Here is a 19,269-nt window from a genome sequence, read left to right on the forward strand (position 1 = left end):
TTTGAATTGCCAAAAGATCTATTCAAATAAATGGTAGAATCAAGGCATATTTCCCTAATTAAGATATAATCGAGGCAAAATTAATCTTTTTATTTTAATTATTCAGATTAATCTTTACTAAATGGTAAAATCTCTTGTGTTGTAGATCCTAATCCATCTATTCCATATTCAATTACATCCCCTGGTTGTAACCATCTTTGAGGTGTTTTTCCCATACCTGAACCTGCTGGTGATCCTGTTGAAATAATATCTCCAGGTAGGAATGACATAAATTGTGATAAATAAGAAATTAATTTTGGTATGCGGTAAATAAAATCACTTGTATTACCATCTTGCATTAATTCTCCATTTAATTTTAGCCATACACGTAAATTATTTACGTCTTCAATTTCATCTTGTGTTGCAATAAAGGGTCCGATTGGTGCAAATGTATCACAACCTTTTCCTTTATCCCATGTACCTCCACGTTCAGTTTGAAAAGCGCGTTCAGAAATATCATTGATTAAAGCATATCCATATACATGGTTCATGGCTTCCTCCTCTGTTACATTATTAGCTTTTTTACCAATTACAATACATAATTCTGTTTCCCAGTCCATCTTTGTAGAACCATTTGGTTGCATAATTCCATCTTGTGGTCCATTAAAAGATTGATTTGCTTTGATAAACATAATTGGTTCTGCTTGTTGCTGTAAACCTGTTTCTTTTACGTGATCATCAAAATTTAATCCCACACAAACAATTTTACCAGGACGTACTAATGGAGGACCAATACGTACCTCATCTGCAACTTCTTGTAATTGATCTAAATTTGTTTGGATATAATTTTCTAATGTTTTTTGCTTTTCGTCGTCACCAAAAAAGAATTCATCATACACAATTCCAGAAGCCGATACATCATACTTCTTATCGTTGATGATTACACCTGATTTCTCTTGACCTTTTGGCCCAAATCTAAAAATTTTCATGATTTTGATTTATTTTTTCCGGGTGCAAATATAGCAAATGAAAAAGGGATTCCGAATTGGAACCCCTTATTTTATGATAAATTTCAGTTTATTACCCTTTAGCAATACCTCTAGAAATTACAATTTTCTGAATTTCTGACGTACCTTCATAGATTTGTGTAATCTTTGCATCACGCATCATACGCTCTACATGATACTCACGCACATATCCATTTCCACCATGTATTTGTACTGCTTCAATAGTAACGTCCATCGCGGTTTTAGAAGCAAATAATTTTGCCATAGCTCCTGAAATAGAGATATCTTTCCCTGCATCTTTTTCTGCAGCAGCTTTATAACACAACATACGAGCTGCAGAAATACTTGTAGCCATATCCGCTAGCTTGAAGGAAACTCCTTGATGATTAATAATTTCAGTTTTGAAAGCTTTACGAATCTTTGCATATTCTAATGCCAACTCATAAGCACCTTGTGCAATACCTAAAGCTTGAGATGCAATTCCAATACGACCTCCGTTTAATACATTCATAGCAAATGTAAATCCGAATCCGTCCTCTCCAATTCTGTTTTCTTTAGGAACTTTTACATCGTTAAAGAATAATGAATGTGTATCAGATCCTCTAATACCCATTTTGTTTTCTTTCGGTCCAACTTCAAAACCTTCCCATCCTTTTTCTACAATAAAAGCGTTAATCCCTTTATGTCCTTTTTCTGGATGAGTATGTGCAATTACTAAATATGTAGAAGCATTACCCCCATTTGTTATCCAGTTTTTAGTTCCGTTTAACAAATAATAATCTCCCATATCAACGGCAGTTGTTTTTTGAGAAGTTGCGTCAGATCCTGCATCTGGTTCTGATAAACAGAAAGCTCCAATTACTTGACCAGAAGCTAAAGGTACTAGATATTTTTCTTTTTGTTCTTCTGAGCAGTATTTCTCCATACCAGCACATACTAATGAATTATTAACTGACATTACTACGGCTGCTGAAGCATCAACTTTAGCAATTTCCTCCATTGCAATAACATAAGAAACGCTATCTAATCCTGAACCTCCATATTTTGGATCTACCATCATTCCTAAGAATCCTAACTCTCCCATTTTTTTAACAGCATCATAAGGAAATGTTGAAGTTTCATCGCGTTCAATAACTCCAGGTAACAATTCTGCTTTTGCAAAGTCACGTGCAGCTTGTTGGATCATTAACTGCTCTTCATTAAGTTCAAAATTCATGGCTATATAATTATTTTTATGGTTTTTATTTTATTATGGTTTTATTCAAATTTTAGAGAAAAAACTACTGCTCTAGTTTGTAATGAGTTTAATGTATTTGCATACCCAACAGTTCCTGGCTCATCAGGAACAATTTCATTATTGATAAAGAACATTCCTTTGACAGAAGGCGTTAATTTGAATCGTTTAAAATATATTTCGATTCCCATCTCAGCTTGCCAATTAAAGTTATGAGTATTTGTTCTAAACACGCCTACATTATTATCATCTTCTTTATCTTCGTTAGATTGTAAATTATTTACATATCCAAAACCACCTTGTATATAAGGTTTTGTATTGAACCATCTATTCCCCGATAAATTTAATAAAAATGGAATTTCAATATAAGTAGATTTTACTTCTCTTTGATACAAATCTAGCTCAGCTGCATTCTTCACCTGAAATGTTAGTGTTCTCTGGGCGAAGTGAATTCCGGGCTCTACTTTTAATGCTACATTATCATTAATTTTCAATTTCCCGGTTAATCCAACAGAAAAACCTGGTTTAGACTCTTGTTGTAAATAAACTAAACCGTATCTGTTGACTCCATCATCATCTGGTGTTGAATCTGGAATATTATTATTTTGAGCTTTAGGAGAAACTTTATAGGACATTATATTAGTACCTAAAAAATATCCAAAAGAAAATCTCTTTTCATCATGTTCTATTCGGTTCCATTCTTTATCAGAATTAGGTCTAAATTGTGCACTTGCTAAAGATGCTATTCCTAATGTTACTATTAGTAGTAATTTTTTTCTCATAAGTATTCAACGTATTACAAGCAATTTTATTTTAAACTCTTATAAATGCTTGCAATTCCAAATGTAAGTTTTTTATCAATTGGTTGAATAAAATTTACATTTTTAAGAATATTCTTCATTTCTTCTCCATGCGGAAATGCTGCTACAGAATCAGGAAGGTAAGTATATGCACTTTGATCTTTCGAAATTAATTTTCCTATTGCAGGTAAAATATATTTTGAATAAAAAGTATATAATTGCTTCATTGGAAAAGCTGTTGGATAAGAAAATTCTAAAATCACAAACGTTCCTCCTGGTTTCAAAATACGGCGAATTTCAGCTAAACCTTTTTCTAAATTTTCAAAATTTCGCACTCCAAAAGATACTGTAATACAATCGAATGTGTTGTCTGCAAAAGGTAAATTTTCAGAATCACCTTGTATCATTTCTACACGATTCGTTAATCCTTCTGCTTGTACTTTTTTACGTCCAACTTCTAACATACCAGCAGACAAATCTAATCCTGTAATTTGCGCATCTGTGCTTTTAGCCATCATAATTGCTAAGTCACCTGTCCCTGTTGCAATATCCAAAATTGTTTTCGGCTTTGCCGCTTTTACAATTTTAATAACATCTTTTCTCCACTGAATGTCAATACCTCCAGATAAGATACGATTTAGTAAATCATATTTTGGAGAAATATTATCAAACATTTGTTCTACTTGCTTCTTTTTACTTAGTTCAGAAGCTTCATATGGTGTTATATTATCGTGTTTTGCCATTCTTGGTTTTCTAAATATTGTTTAGTTATTCGTAGTTTTCGAAATAGAATTGTTTAAAATCTTCTTTGCGGAAAATCTTAGACAAGTCTGTTTTCTTCTCAGAATTTTTTATAAAAACTTTCGGATATTTTTGATCTAGGTTATAATAAAAATCCTCTTCATACATTTTATCTGCTTTAAATATATTACCTAAATAGGCCTTATTATCAATCGCAATATTCCTAGATTTAAAAATTGAATCTTTATTTTCTCTTACACCATAAGGACGTGTAAAAACATAATAATCCGATAGAGTTGGATTAATCAATCCTGCTGATCTTCTGATTTCTATTACTGTATCAACCTTTTTACCATTGTATTGAAATTTCAACGTATGCTCACCCTTAGGTAAATCAATCCTAACAAATTGCTGAGGCGCAATGGTAAAATCTCTTTCATCTATTCTCATATTAATAGTATTATCACTAGGATTATCTATCACATAACCATCTGGTTTACTTAAAACGAAATTATAAATAAGTACAATCACTCCTAAGATTGCAAGTATTAATAAAAACCCAATTAATGAAGAATTCTTTTTCATGTTGCTAAATTACGATGAGTTTATCAAACTCTAAATGAGTTAGCGCATATTTTTATTTTCTATTTTAATGAAATGATTACCTTTGTTTGATATTTAAGACTTGAAATCATTAAAATGATAAATTCAGTAATTACTGGTTCAGGGCATTATTTACCAAATAGAATCATTAAAAACGATTATTTCCATGATTATGTTTTTTTTGATGAAAATGGAGAAAAAATCCTAAAACCTGGTGATGAAATCACTCAAAAATTCGAAGAAATAACAGAAATAAGAGAGCGTCGTTATGTAGAAGATGACCTTTTAAATTCTGATATAGCAACTTTTGCAGCTAAAAAAGCAATCGAAGAATCTGGTGTTAATCTGGAAGAAATTGATTATATTATTGTAGGTCATAATTTTGGAGATATCGACCCTATTGGTAAACAGATCGATATTATGCCTTCTATATCTGCTAAAGTTAAACACAACTTAGGAATCACTAACCTTAAATGTAAACCTTATGACATGACATTTGGTTGCCCAGGTTGGATTGAAGGTTTAATCCTTGCACACCAATTTATTCAAGCTTCTATTGCTAAAAAAATTCTTGTAATAGGCTCTGATACTTTATCTCGTGCAGTAGATCCACATGATCGTTCAGCCATGATTTTTGCGGACGGTGCTGGTGCTGTAATTTTAGAAGCAAAGGAAGATGACTATAAATATGGTATTTTAAACTACGATTCTTTAAGTTATACAGGTCCAGAGCTAGACTATCTAAAAAATGGTAAATCTTTAAATCCGGATTACAAAGGTTCAATAAAAAATATTCGTATGAAAGGTAGAAAAGTATACGAATTTGTTTTAAAAAATGTGCCTCCTGCCTTGACAGATTTATTGACAGCATCTAACCTTGACCTTGATGATATTGATAAAATATTATTGCATCAAGCCAATGCGAAAATGGATCACGCTATGATCGAACGTTTATACAAAAGCTATGGGAAAAAAGCACCGGAAAACATTGACCCAATGACTGTACAATTCTTAGGGAATACTTCCGTTGCCACTGTACCTACTATGTTTGATTTAATTGCTAAAGGTCAATTACAACCTCATCAATTTAATGCTAACGATACAATCATTATGGCTTCTGTAGGAGCTACTATGAATGTGAATGCAGTAATTTATAAATTCAAAAAATAAACACATCATTTGAATTCTTTCGGGAGATTATTTAAAATCTCAACATTTGGAGAAAGCCACGGTGTGGCAATTGGCGGAGTAATTGATGGTGTTCCAAGTGGAATCAAATTGGATTTTGATTGGATACAACAACAATTAGATCGTCGAAAACCTGGGCAATCTGCTATCGTTACTCAACGTAAAGAACCTGATACGGTTCAATTTTTATCGGGAATTATTGATGGGATAACAACTGGTGCATCTATAGGTTTTATTATTCCTAATGACAACCAAAAATCGCACGATTACGATCATATCAAAGGTGTTTATCGACCATCTCATGCGGATTATACTTACGATAAAAAGTATGGTATTCGCGATCATCGTGGAGGAGGACGAACTTCTGCACGTGAAACTGCTAATTGGGTAGTTGGAGGTGCTGTAGCTAAGCATATTATTCCTGAAATCAAAATCACGGCATATGTAAGTAGTGTTGGAGAAATTAAATTGGATAATGTTTATTCAAACTATGATTTTTCTAACATTGAAGAGACAGCTGTTCGTTGTCCTGATTTAATTGTAGCAGAACAAATGATTGAGCGCATTAAACAAATTCGTAAAGAAGGAGATACCATTGGTGGTGAAGTGACGTGTATTATTCAGAACGTGCCTGTTGGATTAGGTGAACCTATTTTTGATAAGCTACACGCACGTTTAGGTCAAGCGATGTTATCGATTAACGCGGTAAAAGGTTTTGAATACGGCGAAGGTTTTGCATCAACTTCAATGAAAGGTTCTGAAATGAATGACCAATTCAATCCAGATGGAACAACTAAAACTAATTATTCTGGAGGAATCCAAGGTGGTGTTTCAAATGGAATGGATATTTATTTTAAAGTTGCTTTCAAACCTGTTGCGACATTAATGCAAGAACAAACGACATTAAATGCAAATGGCGATATGGTCGAAATGCACGGAAAAGGTCGTCACGATCCTTGTGTGGTTCCTAGAGCTGTTCCTATCGTGGAAGCTTTAGCGGCAATGACACTTGCTGATATGGTTTTAATCCAAAGAACAAGAAATATTTAAATACAAAAGCACTTCGATTGGAGTGCTTTTTTTATAGGTTTAAATTTTTAAAGGCTTTACGATATGTTTCTCCAATCGGAATCAGTTTATCTTGTATGTAAACAGAATTTCCATCAATTGCTGTTAAATGTTTTGTATTAATTAAATACGAACGATGAATTCTTTTAAAATTTGATGGCAAACGTTCTTCGAAGCTTTTCATCGTTTCTAAAACTAAATATTTTGAAGTTTTAGATATGATTTTTAAATAATCTTTCAAACCTTCAACATACAAAATATCATCAAAAACTATTTTCACTTGACGACCTTCCGATTTCACAAATAGATAATCTTTATTGTTTTGAATTTTATCTTCAAATAAGCATTTAAATTTTATAATCGATTGATCAAATTTTTCTTTTGAAATGGGTTTCAATAAATAATCAATCACATTATAATTAAAACTTTCCAACGCATAATCTGGATAAGCTGTAGTTAAAATAAATTTCTGCGATTGATCCAACACTTTCATTAATTGAATTCCGGTTAAATCAGGCATCTGAATATCCGTAAAAATCAAATCTACTTTGTTCAATTTTAAGAAATCAATTGCATCAAAAACTTCAGTTGATGCAAATACTAATTCTAAATCAGCGTTATTTTCAGCATAATGTTTTAATAAAGCAACTGCCAAAGGTTCATCATCAATAATGATACATTTAATTTTGCTCATTTACTGGAAATTTTAATTCAACATTAAACATATTTTCATCTGATTTTAATTCTAAAACATAATTATTTACAAAATAAAAATCCAATCTTTTTCTCAAATTATCTAAGCCAATTCCTGTTGTCGAATCTTTTTGGTTAACATTTATTTTGTTCTTTACTTCTACTCTACAAAATTCAGAATCTAAATCAATATTAATCTTTATTGGTTGATTAGAATCTTTTACAACTCCGTGCTTCAATGCATTTTCAATTAATGGAGAAATTATATACGGATAAATATGTTGATGTTTATTTTTAATATTTGTTTCATATTCCACAAAAAATTGTTCACCAAATCTTAATTTTTCTAAAGCTAAATATTGTTGAATATAATCAATTTCTTTCTCAATTTCAATTTGATCTTTATTCGTTTCATAAGTTGTAAAACGCATAATAGAGCTTAAATCTTCTATACCTTTCAAAGCTAATTCAGGTTTAAATTGAACTAAACTATAAATATTATTCAGTGTATTAAATAAAAAATGTGGGTTAAGTTGGGCTTTTAAAAATTGGATTTCAGCTTTACTTTTTTCTCGTTCTATTTGCTGATTGAGTTCGTGGGTTTGTATCAAATCAATTACAATCCATAAAAAAAACGAACAAAAAACGACAAAACTAGCGTAATGAAAATTATCAAAAATATAGAATAATACACCCGTTTTTGGGTGGTAGTTCACTATATCAAAAAGATAATTAGTCAAAAATTGTTCAATCACAAATCTAATTAAAATGAAAAACGTAAATGAAAGAAATAGTGATATAAATATATTTTTCCAATTGATGGATTTCAAAAATTTTGGTGCAATGATAAAATAGTTGAACAAAATAGTTAAAAGTAGAACGATATAAATAGTATATGTAAATATGGATTTTGCATGAAAAAATGTTCTATTGACTTCTAAATTACTCAATCCATTCACAATGATATCAAATAAGAAATAAATCATCCAGAAGATGAATATAATTTTTAAACCATTCTTTTTTGAAATTGAAATATGTTTCATTGTAATGTTTTTGTAAAAGTAATTGCTTATAAAATTAGAATTTCAACGATTCGTCGATTAATCTTATTGGTTCGTCGATAATTGTAAATCAACAATATTTACTTGATAGATATTTGATAAAAATATAAAGATGAAAAATATATTAATTACACTATTTACGATTTTATGTTCAGTTCAATTATTCGCACAATCAAACTATAAAAAAGAACCAATCGAAGTATTAATAATAGGAACATTTCATTTCTCTGCAAATTCTGGAGTTACAAAAACAAACAAACTAGATATAAATGATGCTAAAACTCAAGAAGAATTAGAAGTGATTAGCAATCAAATCGCAGCTTTTAAACCCAACCAGTTTTTTGTGGAATGGGAAGCTGAAAATCAAAATAATTTAGATGAACATTATAAAGCTTATTTAAAAGATGAATATGTTTCTTATTTAGAAAAAAACGATCCAAAATATACAAAGTTTTATTTAGAGAACGAGTTTGCACAAATTGGATTTAAAACTGGAAAAAAAGCGAATATTTCGAAAATGGAAGGTATCGATTTTCAGACAGGTTTTACTTATGATTCGGTTATCAAAACAGCTGAATTAAACAAGCAACAAGATTTGCTTTTACAGATTGATCAAATGTCTTTAGAATATAAAAATCTATCAAATGAATTGATGAAAAGTAAAAGTATGATTCAAGTTTTAAAAAGCCTAAATACTGAAAAGATTTATAATCTTGATATGAAAACGTATATAGAAGGTATTAATCAAATTGGGAATGAGAATAATTTTGCAGGAGCATATTTAGTTTCAGAACTGTATAGAAGAAATTTATATATGATTTCATTAATTCAAAAAAAGATCAAACCTGAGACCAAAAGGATTGCTGTTTTAGTTGGAAATAGCCATGCAGGATTTTTTACTGAAATATTGAAGTATGATAGTCGTTTTAAGATTATCAATCTCAATGAAATTATTAAATAATTTAACTGAAATTATAATATAAAAAAATCCCGACATCAATAGTCGGGATTTTAGTGAAGACTAACAACCTTCATTATAACCTACATAAAAAGAAGTTACTTTTCCATTTTTCAATGTTATTCTTAAAAAACTTCCTGCATCATAATCATTGATGATAAAATATCGTTGTGTTTTAGTGCGATTACCGTTATCATCCCAAGAATCAGAAATTTCAATATTATTGTCCTTGTATTTTTCAAGGATATCATATAAAGAATTTCCAATTCCAATTCCTGATAAAGTTTTCAATGTTTTATCATTTGATTCTACTGTATAAACTGAAAAATCTTTTAAATCGTTTCCGTTTTCATCATACATGGAATTAAAATTAACTTCGTATACAATACCTTTATAAACCAATTGACTTGGCGAATCTACTCCTCCATATTCGTTCATTTTTAAAGGAATTTTCTTTCCGATAATTTTTTCTAATTCTGATTTTTTCATTCCAAGTTTAAAATCATTTAAACGCGTAGTTGAAACTTGTGCCATTGCAAATATTGAACACAAAAAAACTGTAATACTTAATATTCTTTTCATTTAAGGTTGGTATTAGTTTATTAATAATTTATATAAAGCATTCTTCGGGATTGTAGCTATTCACTTCAATTTCTATAACCTTATTATTTTTTAAAAGGAAATTCAAGGTCGATTTATTCTCTACATCTTCAATCCGAAAACTGCGTTGGTTGTCATTTAATTTTTCGATATATATTTGATATTTATGGTAGTGCTTCCATAAATCTTCTAAGGAACTTCCGATGCCTAAATTACTCAATGTTTTAATTTTCGGAGAAGTAGTTCTTATTTGTCTAACATACGTGTCAGATTCATTTTTACTTAAAAATCCCCTACCTATTACAACAAAATAATCCAGTCCATTTAATGTGTATTTCTGTTCAACATCTTCTACAAATGCAATAGGTTGTTGACCAAAAAGTTTTAAAAAATCAGGTGTTTTCATCTCAAGTTTAATCTTATTCATACGCGTAGTAGAAATTTGCGCAAAACTGGAACATGACCAAAATATTAATATTAAAACTATATATCTCATTCGGATTAATTTTGATAGTAAATATTATTGTTTAGATATCCCTTTTCATAGGATAATTTAATTTTCCAAACTTTATTATTTTTCAAATAAAATATAAGTTCAGTTTCATTTTCAAGATCATAAAATGTAAAGTATCTGTTGTCATCAGTGCCTAAATATGAAATGGAATTATTTTTATACACTTTCCAAAGATCATCTAACGAACTTCCAATTTTAATTCCAGACAAAGTAATCAATTCTTTTCCCTCAGATTCTACTGAAAAAAACTCATTCTTTTTACTGTATAAATTTTTATAATAAACAACATGGTAATTTACTCCATTTATATTGATATCCTGTTCAGGCATATCTGGGTTGTTAACATCAAAAACCGCTAATTTATCAGGATTCAAACTATAAATTTGTTGATCAGTCATCTTATAATTAACAGGTCCAAAATTTGCTGTAGAAACTCTTTGAGCTAGCGAAAAATTGCCAATTAAAATTGTAACTACAATTAATATCTTTGTTATCATTCTAATTAATTTAAAAAATTAAGCATAAAAAAAAGCTTCCAATTACAATTGCAAGCTAAATAATTATGCCAAAAAATATCTCATTGGAAATGGCTATTTCATAAAATCTATATTTCTTTGTAATCCTGAAAATTTTGTTCTTTTGACAGGAGATTTTTTAAATATTTCTCTAAAGACATCTTCAGTTATTTCTTCCCAATCTTTTTTAGAAAATTGATTGATTTTTTCGTGACCTATAAAACGTTCCTCTTTTGTAGGCAAAGAAAATCGATTCCAAGGACAAACATTTTGGCAAACATCACAACCAAAAATCCAATCATCAAATTTCCCTTTCATTTCTGGAGGAATTTGTTCTTTTAATTCAATCGTAAAATAAGATATACATTGACTTCCATTAACGGTTTTATTGGGCAGAATTGCTTCAGTTGGGCATGTATCAATGCATTTAGTACATTTTCCACAATGATCCGTTTCTATTGGCTGATCATAGGCTAAATCTAAATCCAAGATTAGTTCTGCTAAAAAGAAAAATGAGCCTTTTTGTTTAGATAATGTCAACGAATTTTTACCGACCCAACCAATTCCTGCTTTTCTCGCCCAGGCGTGTTCTAAAATTGGTGCCGAATCGGTAAACGCTCTACCATTCACTTCTCCTATCTCTTCTTGAATAAAATCTAACAATTCACGCAATTTCTCTTTTACCACAAAATGATAATCCTCTCCTTGCGCATACATAGCAATTTTATAAGAATCTGGCGTTCTATTTATATCTTGGTAATAATTATATCCTAGTGAAATTACAGATTTAGCATTATCAACAAGTAATCTTGGATCTAATCGCATATCAAAATGATTTGCCATATAACTCATTTCACCTTGATAATTATTATTTAACCATGATTCTAAACGAGGAGCTTCTTCTTCTAAAAAGTCAGCTTTGGCTATTCCACATGAAATAAATCCCAACGTTTTAGCTTTCGCCTTTATACGTTGGGATCTTTGTAATTTTATATGTTCTTCTGTTAGAAGATGCATCTTTAATTTTGAATTTTCATTTATAAATCAAATAAATCAGTTTGAGGTGAATTTTCCCCTCTATATTTTAATCCTAAATGTTTATAAGATTTTTCAGTAGCAATACGTCCTCTCGAAGTACGCATCAAATATCCTTCTTGTATAAGATAAGGTTCATATACTTCTTCTAACGTACCTCCATTTTCGCCAACGGCAGTTGCTAACGTTGTAATACCTACTGGTCCACCTTTAAACTTCTCAATAATTGTAGATAAGATTCGATTATCCATTTCATCTAAACCATTGTCATCAACTTTTAAGGCTTTAAGAGAAAAATCGGCTATAGATCTGTCTATTTTTCCATTTCCTTTAATTTGTGCAAAATCTCTTGTACGACGTAATAATGCATTAGCAATCCGGGGAGTACCACGACTACGACCAGCAATTTCAATCGCTGCCTCAAAATCAATTGGAGTTCCTAGAATTCCGGCAGAACGTTCTACAATAGAACTAAGTAACTCTACATTATAGTATTCAAAACGAAAATTAATTCCGAAACGAGCTCTTAAAGGGGCAGTTAACAATCCTGATCGTGTTGTTGCTCCAATTAATGTAAATGGATTTAAACCAATTTGAATAGATCGCGCATTTGGACCGGATTCTATCATAATATCAATTTTAAAATCCTCCATTGCAGAATATAAATATTCCTCAATAACAGGTGACATACGATGAATTTCGTCAATAAATAAAACATCATTTTCCTCTAGGTTTGTTAATAAACCAGCTAAATCACTTGGTTTATCTAAAACAGGTCCTGAAGTTATTTTAATTCCAACGCCCAATTCATTGGCGATAATGTTAGCTAATGTTGTTTTTCCTAAACCAGGAGGTCCGTGTAATAAAACATGATCCAAAGCTTCTTCTCTTAATTTTGAAGCCTTTACGAAAACTTCTAAATTTTCTAGAATATGTGCTTGTCCGGCAAAATCGTCAAAACTCTGCGGACGGACAGTATTTTCTTGGTTTAAATCATCGTCTGGATAAAATTCTTTATCGGGATTCAATAGATCAGACATAAATAATGATATAAATTATAATGATAAGCGTTAACGAAAAATTTAGATATTCCTTCGTACTTTTACTCCCACAAAGAACGCAATATTTTTTCAGATAAAATAAATTATGAGTAAAGGAATATTATTAGTGAATCTAGGTTCACCAGATTCTACAGATGTTGAAGATGTAAGAACTTATTTACGCGAATTCTTAATGGATGGTAAAGTAATAGATTCACCGTGGATTATTCGTAAAACAGTTGTTGAGTTATTTATCTTACCCACACGACCAAAAAAATCAGCAGAAGCTTATAAAAAAATTTGGACAGACCAAGGTTCTCCATTAATCGTTTATTCTAAAATATTACGAGAAAAATTACAACAACAAATGGATATTCCTGTGGGATTAGCAATGCGTTATAAAAATCCTTCAATCCAAAACGGTATCCAAGAGTTGTATGATCAAGGTGTACGTGATATATTAATTGTGCCATTATATCCGCAATACACAATGTCTTCTACAGAAACAGTTGCAGATAAAGTTTTAGAAATTCAGAAAAAGAAATTTAAAGATATAAATATTCAATTTGTTAAAGCATTTTACAATCATCCAGATTATATCAAAGTTTTAGCAGAATCTATCAGAGAAAAATTACCAGAAAATTTTGATAAATTATTATTCTCTTACCATGGTATTCCTGAGAGACACGACAACAAGGCTTTAAAAGCTGCTAAAACAAGTGGTCTACCTATTGAAACTTATCGCAATCAATGTTTTGAAACTACGCGTTTAGTTACAGATTATTTACAATTGCCTGAAGATAAATACACGACTTCTTTTCAATCTCGATTAGGTCGTGATCCATGGATTAAACCTTACACCGATCATTTATTGGAAGAATTTCCAGCTCAAGGAGTTAAAAATTTAGCTGTTTGTACACCTGCATTTGTATCTGATTGTTTAGAAACGTTAGAAGAAATATCAATGGAAGGTCGTGAAGAATTTTTGAAAGCTGGAGGTGAAAAATTTACTTATATTCCATGTTTAAATGATCGTGAAGATTGGGTAAATGTTTTAGCCAAATGGTTAAAAGGATGGCAAAATAATTAAAACGGGTAAAGCTGAAGTAAAATAATTAAATATCTTTGTTTGGAATTTTTCAATTTTAAACAAAGATATTTTTTTGTAGAATGAAGTTTCTAATTTCCATATTATTCATTTTTATATCAATTACTTCAACAGCTCAATTTTTAGATACCAATGGAAATCTAATTATTGATGGTAGAAAATATCTAAAATCCAAGGTTGACACTATTGGTAGAAAATCGGGTTGGGAAATCTATGGTACTAACACACTTACCATTAATCAAAATACATTTTCTAATTGGACTGCTGGTGGAGAAAATTCAGTTTCATTTATTGCTAAAGTAGATTATGAATTAAATTATCGTAAAAAACGAAATCTCTGGGATAATCGATTCATAATGGAATATGGTTTTTTAGACAATAAAACAAATGGAACTCGAAAGACCTCAGATAATATTAATATTACTTCTTCGTATGGTTATTTGCTAAAGAAAAGTTGGTATTTAACTTCATCTGTAAATTTCAGATCTCAATTCGCTCCAGGATATGATTATGGTACTACTCCAAAAACAAAAAAATCAAACTTATTTTCGCCTGCATATGTTACATTAGGAATTGGTGGAAATTATAATCCATCACCCGATTTATCTGTCAGCATACATCCTATCACTTCTAGAACTACTGTGGTAATGGATGAAGATTTAAAAAAGAAAGGAAATTACGGTTTACGAGAAGATGGAGATGCATTGTATTTTGAAATTGGCGCATATATCGGCGCACGTTATAAAGTAAAATTATTTGAAAATGTTACGTATGATAATAACATAGGTTTATTTTCTAATTACAGCAATAAACCTCTACACATAGATTTGGTATACGCTGGTGTTTTAAATATGAAAATTAATAACTTTATGAATACGCAATTAACAATTAATATTGCGTACGATGAAGATCAAATAAAAGCAACTCAATTTAAACAAACACTTGGGATAGGTTTAACTTATAAAATTGATAGTACCAAGAAAAAAGAGAAAAGAAGAAAGAACAAAAAAGATATAAAAGAAGTAACTTTAGACTATATTGTTGCACCTTATATTAATAACCATAAACCAATTGATTCAAGAATATACAATAAAATTTTTGAGAAAGATGAAGTAAACGAATCATCAATTTATTTAAAATCTGAAACAATCTTGAATGAATTACTGTAATACCAACCTATATGAAAAAAGTTCTAATTATTTTATGCGTAGCATTTTCCTCTTATAGTTATGCACAAACTGTAAAAGACGGAAATGTATCTACCGACAGTCAACGATTTCTAAAAGAAAAAAAACTAGATGGCCGTACTGAAGGCTGGCTTATAATGGGAAATAATTCTTTATTATTTTCACAAAGTGCATTTTCTAATTGGATGGCAGGTGGTGTCAATTCATTCGCGTTAAATGCAAATGTAGATTATGAATTCAACTTAACGCAAGGGAAACATATTTGGGATAACCGCATTTTATTAGCTTACGGAATTCAAGCTAATAAGGACGAAGACACACGTAAAAATAATGATATTATAGATCTTAATTCTTCATATGGATATAACATTGGTAATAATTGGTTTCTAGCAGCTGCTATGAATTTTAAAACCCAATTTTCTTCGGGTTATGACTATGCTACTACTCCAAATACAAAAATTTCAAACTTTATGGCACCTGCCTACTTAAGTTTTGGTCTGGGTGTGGATTATAAACCTAATGATAATTTCCAAGTTAATATTCATCCACTTACCACGCGTGTTACTTTTGTATTAGATGAGGATTTGCAAACAAAAGGTTCCTATGGTTTAAAAAATGATGGCGATTCTTCATTTTTCGAATTGGGTGCTTATCTAGGTGCTCGATACAAATTTCAGATTATGGAAGGAATTTCTTACGATAATCGCTTAGGTATTTTTGCAAATTATCTCGACAAACCACAAAATATGGACATTGCTTATTGGGGTCTATTAGATTTTAAAGTAAACAGATTTGTATCAGCACAGGTTGCAGTAAATTTATTATATGATGAAAACCAAATCATGAAAACCCAAGTAAAACAAACTTTAGGAATTGGTTTCAATTATAAATTTGATAACAAACCTAAAGAAGAAACAACTGCTTTAAACATCATTCATGAACAACCAATTTTAGAAACTTTAGATCATCAAAAGGAAATTACTAAGAATACATTTATCCTCAAAGATGAACCACTTTTAAATCAAACCAAATTAATTATACAATAATTCTTAACCTGCTTTCTATAAGCAGGTTTTTTATTTGCCTAATTTTTTTGTAGAATTGTCTAAACAAAATCACAATTCTATGAAAATCATTGGCCCTTTCGCACAAATACTTACACTAGCCAATTTACCTTTAAAAGGTAAATTAAAAGACGAACAATTAGAAATAATTACAGATGGAGGAATATTAATTGAAAACGATATAATTCTTGCAGTAGATAATTTTCAAGAATTAATTCAAAAATTTCCAACTGCTGAAGTTGAAAAGATTGAAACAGAACAAGTTTTACTACCTGGATTTATCGATTCACACACACATATTTGTTTCGGAGGAAATCGCGCCAAAGATTTTGCAATGCGTTTAAATGGTAAAACATATTTAGAAATTGCTGAAAGTGGTGGTGGAATTTGGTCTACAGTTCAGCAAACTCGTGCGAAAACAGCGGATGATTTAAAAGATATTACCTTAAAGAATGTTGAAAAACTAATTAGAAAAGGGACAACAACAGCAGAAGTTAAAAGTGGTTATGCATTATCTATTGATGGAGAATTAAAAATGTTAGAAGGTATAAATCTTGCAAATCAAGAATGCGAAATTGATTTAATTCCTACTTTTCTTGGAGCACATATGAAAGCCAAGGATTTTAATGGAACGAACAAAGAATATTTAGAGCAACTTGTAAGTGAAGTCTTCCCTAAAATTAAAGCAGACAAATTAGCTAACCGTATCGATATATTTGTGGAACAATCTGCCTTTTCAGTTGAAGAAGGTGATTATTATTTGAACGAAGCAAAAAAACAAGGTTTTCAAATTACTATACATGCAGACCAATTTACTTCGGGAGGAAGCGAATTAGCAATTAAATACAATGCATTAAGCGCTGATCACTTAGAATTTTCTGGAGAAAAAGAAGTAGCATATTTAGCACAATCAGATGTGGTTGCAACGGTATTGCCTGGCGCATCGATTGGGTTAGGTATGCAATATGCACCAGCCCGCCAATTATTAGATGCAGGTTGCTGTGTTTCCATTGCATCGGATTGGAATCCAGGCTCTGCACCTATGGGGGATTTATTGACCCAAGCATCTATCTTAGCTACTTTTCAGAAATTATCTTCAGCAGAAGTCTTGGCTGCGATCACTTATCGTGCTGCAAAAGCATTAGATCTTTCAGATCGAGGAATTCTAACAAAAGACATGAAAGCAGATTTTATAAGTTTTCCAACCTCAAATTTTCAAAATATAATTTATCACCAAGGTCAACTTGAACCTGAAAATGTGTGGAAAAATGGAAATTTAATTCATTCAAAATAAATACCATTATTAAAAAGAATCATTTGATGAAATGGTTCTTTTTAATTTTAACAAAATAAACTTATCCTGAAAAGGTTATTATTATTTATCGTAATTTTACATCATATAATATTTCGATTTTATGATCGCATCAATGACAGGATATGGTAAAGCTGTATTAGAATTACCTGAAAAAAAAGTAACAATAGAGGTTCGCTCTTTAAATAGTAAAACGTTAGATTTAAATACTAGAATTCCTTCTTTTTACAGAGAAAAAGAACTTGAAGTTCGAAACATTATCTCTGAAAAAATTCAACGCGGTAAAGTTGATTTTATGATGATGGTAGAATTAAATCCTGCCGCTCGTACACAAAAATTGAATGCAGAATTAATCAAAAGTTATATTGCAGATTTCAAGAAAATTACGCCCGATGTAACAGAAGCAGATTTATTGCCAGTTGTTATGCGCATGCCTGATGTAATGAATTATTCGCAAGATGATTTATCAACAGAGGAATGGAATGCAATTAGAGAAACGATTCTGGAAGCTGTAAATGCATTAAATACTTACCGCCAAGATGAAGGAAAAGTTTTAGAGAAAGAATTAATTTCTTATGTAGAAAAAATTCTTCATAACTTAACTTTAGTTGAGCCTTTTGAAGGTGAACGTATCGAAACAATTAAAGACCGATTTAATAAAAAATTAGAAGATGCAAAAGCAGATATCGACCAAAATCGTTATGAGCAAGAATTAATCTACTTTTTTGAGAAATTAGATATTACGGAAGAAAAAGTTCGTCTTAAAAATAATTGTGAATACTTTATCAAAGAAATTCACGAAGCTGGATCAAACGGGAAAAAACTAGGCTTTATTTCACAAGAAATTGGTCGTGAAATTAATACGTTAGGTTCAAAATCGAATCATTCAGAAATGCAAAAAATTGTAGTTCAGATGAAAGATGAATTAGAGAAAATAAAAGAACAATCATTAAACATTTTATAGTTCATTAAAATGAATAAAGGAAAATTAATCGTATTCTCTGCACCATCTGGCGCTGGAAAAACGACGTTGGTAAAACATGCTTTAGAAACATTAGATAACATTCAATTTTCTATTTCTTGTACAACACGTGACAAAAGAGAAGGAGAAGTAGACGGTAAAGATTACTACTATATTACTCCAGAAGAATTTAAAGAAAAAATTGCTAACGACGAATTTGTAGAATACGAAGAAGTGTATACAAATAACTTTTACGGTACATTAAAGTCGGAAGTAGAACGAATTACTGAAAGTGGAAAATCTGTCGTTTTTGATATTGATGTTATCGGAGGATTGAATATCAAAAAAATTTACGCAGAGCAATGTCTTACTGTATTTGTACACCCACCATCTTTAGAAACTTTAAAAGAACGTTTAATTTCTCGTAATACCGAAAGTGAAGAAAAATTAAAACAACGTATTGATAAAGCGGGAATCGAGATGGAAACTGCACCTAAATTTGATATAATCTTAATGAATGATGATTTAGATACTGCAAAAAAAGAAACAATCGAGATTATTCAGAATTTTATCTCATAATAAATAACGAAAGACGTTCTAC

At 30.5% G+C, this 19,269-nt stretch carries 21 protein-coding genes; 9 read left to right on the forward strand and 12 right to left on the reverse strand.

What is annotated here, in order from left to right; all coding sequences use genetic code 11:
* Positions 1 to 107: 107 nt before the first annotated feature.
* The 5 genes from IM532_RS03235 to IM532_RS03255 form a co-directional block, all read right to left on the reverse strand.
* A complete protein-coding gene (locus tag IM532_RS03235) occupies positions 108 to 968 on the reverse strand; it encodes a fumarylacetoacetate hydrolase family protein (RefSeq protein WP_194182014.1) in 861 nt (286 codons plus the stop codon).
* A 91-nt stretch (positions 969 to 1,059) separates the two neighbouring features.
* Positions 1,060 to 2,202, reverse strand: coding sequence for an acyl-CoA dehydrogenase (locus IM532_RS03240; RefSeq protein WP_194182015.1), 1,143 nt, complete (start codon positions 2,200 to 2,202; stop codon positions 1,060 to 1,062).
* Positions 2,203 to 2,243: 41 nt separating this feature from the next.
* Entirely contained in the window at positions 2,244 to 3,002 is a 759-nt protein-coding gene (gene porT / locus IM532_RS03245) for a type IX secretion/gliding motility protein PorT/SprT (protein ID WP_194182016.1), read from the reverse strand.
* A 26-nt stretch (positions 3,003 to 3,028) separates the two neighbouring features.
* Positions 3,029 to 3,763 (reverse strand): bifunctional demethylmenaquinone methyltransferase/2-methoxy-6-polyprenyl-1,4-benzoquinol methylase UbiE, encoded by a 735-nt coding sequence (gene ubiE, locus IM532_RS03250; protein ID WP_194182017.1) that lies wholly within the window; start codon positions 3,761 to 3,763, stop codon positions 3,029 to 3,031.
* Positions 3,764 to 3,788: 25 nt separating this feature from the next.
* The gene (locus IM532_RS03255) at positions 3,789 to 4,346 is read right to left on the reverse strand and encodes a hypothetical protein (RefSeq protein WP_194182018.1); all 558 of its coding nucleotides are present in this window, start codon (positions 4,344 to 4,346) and stop codon (positions 3,789 to 3,791) included.
* A 114-nt stretch (positions 4,347 to 4,460) separates the two neighbouring features.
* On the opposite strand from IM532_RS03255, the gene IM532_RS03260 reads away from it, so the two are divergent.
* The gene (locus IM532_RS03260; RefSeq protein ID WP_194182019.1) at positions 4,461 to 5,534 is read left to right on the forward strand and encodes a 3-oxoacyl-ACP synthase III family protein; all 1,074 of its coding nucleotides are present in this window, start codon (positions 4,461 to 4,463) and stop codon (positions 5,532 to 5,534) included.
* 9 nt (positions 5,535 to 5,543) lie between these two features.
* On the forward strand, positions 5,544 to 6,602 hold the full coding sequence (gene aroC, locus IM532_RS03265) for a chorismate synthase (protein ID WP_194182020.1): 1,059 nt from the start codon (positions 5,544 to 5,546) through the stop codon (positions 6,600 to 6,602).
* A gap of 31 nt (positions 6,603 to 6,633) precedes the next feature.
* Here aroC and IM532_RS03270 read toward each other — a convergent pair whose 3' ends face one another.
* Entirely contained in the window at positions 6,634 to 7,314 is a 681-nt protein-coding gene (locus IM532_RS03270; RefSeq protein ID WP_194182021.1) for a LytR/AlgR family response regulator transcription factor, read from the reverse strand.
* On the reverse strand, positions 7,301 to 8,356 hold the full coding sequence (locus tag IM532_RS03275) for a sensor histidine kinase (RefSeq protein WP_194182022.1): 1,056 nt from the start codon (positions 8,354 to 8,356) through the stop codon (positions 7,301 to 7,303). The genes IM532_RS03270 and IM532_RS03275 overlap by 14 nt, the downstream gene beginning before the upstream one ends.
* A gap of 130 nt (positions 8,357 to 8,486) precedes the next feature.
* Between IM532_RS03275 and IM532_RS03280 the strand changes: the two genes are divergently transcribed.
* Complete coding sequence (locus IM532_RS03280; protein ID WP_194182023.1) at positions 8,487 to 9,335, forward strand: DUF5694 domain-containing protein; 849 nt, start codon at positions 8,487 to 8,489, stop codon at positions 9,333 to 9,335.
* Between the two features lie 60 nt (positions 9,336 to 9,395).
* On the opposite strand, the gene IM532_RS03285 is transcribed toward IM532_RS03280, so the two are convergent.
* The 5 genes from IM532_RS03285 to ruvB all read right to left on the reverse strand — a co-directional run bounded on the left by IM532_RS03285 (position 9,396) and on the right by ruvB (position 13,036).
* On the reverse strand, positions 9,396 to 9,914 hold the full coding sequence (locus IM532_RS03285; protein WP_194182024.1) for a hypothetical protein: 519 nt from the start codon (positions 9,912 to 9,914) through the stop codon (positions 9,396 to 9,398).
* Between the two features lie 28 nt (positions 9,915 to 9,942).
* The gene (locus IM532_RS03290; RefSeq protein WP_194182025.1) at positions 9,943 to 10,428 is read right to left on the reverse strand and encodes a hypothetical protein; all 486 of its coding nucleotides are present in this window, start codon (positions 10,426 to 10,428) and stop codon (positions 9,943 to 9,945) included.
* 5 nt (positions 10,429 to 10,433) lie between these two features.
* Positions 10,434 to 10,943, reverse strand: a complete 510-nt coding sequence (locus IM532_RS03295) for a hypothetical protein (RefSeq protein ID WP_194182026.1) — start codon at positions 10,941 to 10,943, stop codon at positions 10,434 to 10,436.
* A 93-nt stretch (positions 10,944 to 11,036) separates the two neighbouring features.
* Entirely contained in the window at positions 11,037 to 11,978 is a 942-nt protein-coding gene (gene queG / locus IM532_RS03300; protein WP_194182027.1) for a tRNA epoxyqueuosine(34) reductase QueG, read from the reverse strand.
* A gap of 20 nt (positions 11,979 to 11,998) precedes the next feature.
* Positions 11,999 to 13,036 (reverse strand): Holliday junction branch migration DNA helicase RuvB, encoded by a 1,038-nt coding sequence (ruvB, locus tag IM532_RS03305; RefSeq protein WP_194182028.1) that lies wholly within the window; start codon positions 13,034 to 13,036, stop codon positions 11,999 to 12,001.
* 106 nt (positions 13,037 to 13,142) lie between these two features.
* Between ruvB and hemH the strand changes: the two genes are divergently transcribed.
* The 6 genes from hemH (at position 13,143) to gmk (ending at position 19,247) form a co-directional block, all read left to right on the forward strand.
* Positions 13,143 to 14,126 (forward strand): ferrochelatase, encoded by a 984-nt coding sequence (gene hemH, locus IM532_RS03310; protein ID WP_194182029.1) that lies wholly within the window; start codon positions 13,143 to 13,145, stop codon positions 14,124 to 14,126.
* 80 nt (positions 14,127 to 14,206) lie between these two features.
* On the forward strand, positions 14,207 to 15,313 hold the full coding sequence (locus tag IM532_RS03315; protein ID WP_194182030.1) for a DUF3078 domain-containing protein: 1,107 nt from the start codon (positions 14,207 to 14,209) through the stop codon (positions 15,311 to 15,313).
* Between the two features lie 11 nt (positions 15,314 to 15,324).
* The gene (locus IM532_RS03320; protein ID WP_194182031.1) at positions 15,325 to 16,377 is read left to right on the forward strand and encodes a DUF3078 domain-containing protein; all 1,053 of its coding nucleotides are present in this window, start codon (positions 15,325 to 15,327) and stop codon (positions 16,375 to 16,377) included.
* Between the two features lie 79 nt (positions 16,378 to 16,456).
* Positions 16,457 to 17,689 carry an imidazolonepropionase gene (gene hutI, locus IM532_RS03325; protein WP_194182032.1) on the forward strand — a complete coding sequence of 411 codons (1,233 nt, stop codon included), beginning with the start codon at positions 16,457 to 16,459 and terminating at the stop codon, positions 17,687 to 17,689.
* A gap of 121 nt (positions 17,690 to 17,810) precedes the next feature.
* Positions 17,811 to 18,671, forward strand: coding sequence for a YicC/YloC family endoribonuclease (locus IM532_RS03330; protein WP_228063642.1), 861 nt, complete (start codon positions 17,811 to 17,813; stop codon positions 18,669 to 18,671).
* 9 nt (positions 18,672 to 18,680) lie between these two features.
* A complete protein-coding gene (gmk, locus tag IM532_RS03335) occupies positions 18,681 to 19,247 on the forward strand; it encodes a guanylate kinase (RefSeq protein ID WP_194182033.1) in 567 nt (188 codons plus the stop codon).
* Positions 19,248 to 19,269 lie beyond the last annotated feature (22 nt).

The organism is Faecalibacter rhinopitheci (assembly GCF_015234135.1).
Taxonomy (GTDB): Bacteria; Bacteroidota; Bacteroidia; order Flavobacteriales; family Weeksellaceae; genus Empedobacter; species Empedobacter rhinopitheci.

Excerpts from the sequence above, each read along its gene's own strand:
- porT (WP_194182016.1), bottom strand. The coding sequence starts at position 3,002 with ATGAGAAAAAAATTACTACTAATAGTAACATTAGGAATAGCATCTTTA.
- IM532_RS03275 (WP_194182022.1), bottom strand. The coding sequence starts at position 8,356 with ATGAAACATATTTCAATTTCAAAAAAGAATGGTTTAAAAATTATATTC.
- IM532_RS03255 (WP_194182018.1), bottom strand. The coding sequence starts at position 4,346 with ATGAAAAAGAATTCTTCATTAATTGGGTTTTTATTAATACTTGCAATC.
- hemH (WP_194182029.1), top strand. The coding sequence starts at position 13,143 with ATGAGTAAAGGAATATTATTAGTGAATCTAGGTTCACCAGATTCTACA.
- IM532_RS03240 (WP_194182015.1), bottom strand. The coding sequence starts at position 2,202 with ATGAATTTTGAACTTAATGAAGAGCAGTTAATGATCCAACAAGCTGCA.
- IM532_RS03320 (WP_194182031.1), top strand. The coding sequence starts at position 15,325 with ATGAAAAAAGTTCTAATTATTTTATGCGTAGCATTTTCCTCTTATAGT.
- ubiE (WP_194182017.1), bottom strand. The coding sequence starts at position 3,763 with ATGGCAAAACACGATAATATAACACCATATGAAGCTTCTGAACTAAGT.
- IM532_RS03260 (WP_194182019.1), top strand. The coding sequence starts at position 4,461 with ATGATAAATTCAGTAATTACTGGTTCAGGGCATTATTTACCAAATAGA.
- hutI (WP_194182032.1), top strand. The coding sequence starts at position 16,457 with ATGAAAATCATTGGCCCTTTCGCACAAATACTTACACTAGCCAATTTA.
- IM532_RS03280 (WP_194182023.1), top strand. The coding sequence starts at position 8,487 with ATGAAAAATATATTAATTACACTATTTACGATTTTATGTTCAGTTCAA.
- IM532_RS03285 (WP_194182024.1), bottom strand. The coding sequence starts at position 9,914 with ATGAAAAGAATATTAAGTATTACAGTTTTTTTGTGTTCAATATTTGCA.
- IM532_RS03235 (WP_194182014.1), bottom strand. The coding sequence starts at position 968 with ATGAAAATTTTTAGATTTGGGCCAAAAGGTCAAGAGAAATCAGGTGTA.
- queG (WP_194182027.1), bottom strand. The coding sequence starts at position 11,978 with ATGCATCTTCTAACAGAAGAACATATAAAATTACAAAGATCCCAACGT.
- ruvB (WP_194182028.1), bottom strand. The coding sequence starts at position 13,036 with ATGTCTGATCTATTGAATCCCGATAAAGAATTTTATCCAGACGATGAT.
- IM532_RS03270 (WP_194182021.1), bottom strand. The coding sequence starts at position 7,314 with ATGAGCAAAATTAAATGTATCATTATTGATGATGAACCTTTGGCAGTT.
- IM532_RS03315 (WP_194182030.1), top strand. The coding sequence starts at position 14,207 with ATGAAGTTTCTAATTTCCATATTATTCATTTTTATATCAATTACTTCA.
- IM532_RS03330 (WP_228063642.1), top strand. The coding sequence starts at position 17,811 with ATGATCGCATCAATGACAGGATATGGTAAAGCTGTATTAGAATTACCT.
- IM532_RS03290 (WP_194182025.1), bottom strand. The coding sequence starts at position 10,428 with ATGAGATATATAGTTTTAATATTAATATTTTGGTCATGTTCCAGTTTT.
- IM532_RS03295 (WP_194182026.1), bottom strand. The coding sequence starts at position 10,943 with ATGATAACAAAGATATTAATTGTAGTTACAATTTTAATTGGCAATTTT.
- gmk (WP_194182033.1), top strand. The coding sequence starts at position 18,681 with ATGAATAAAGGAAAATTAATCGTATTCTCTGCACCATCTGGCGCTGGA.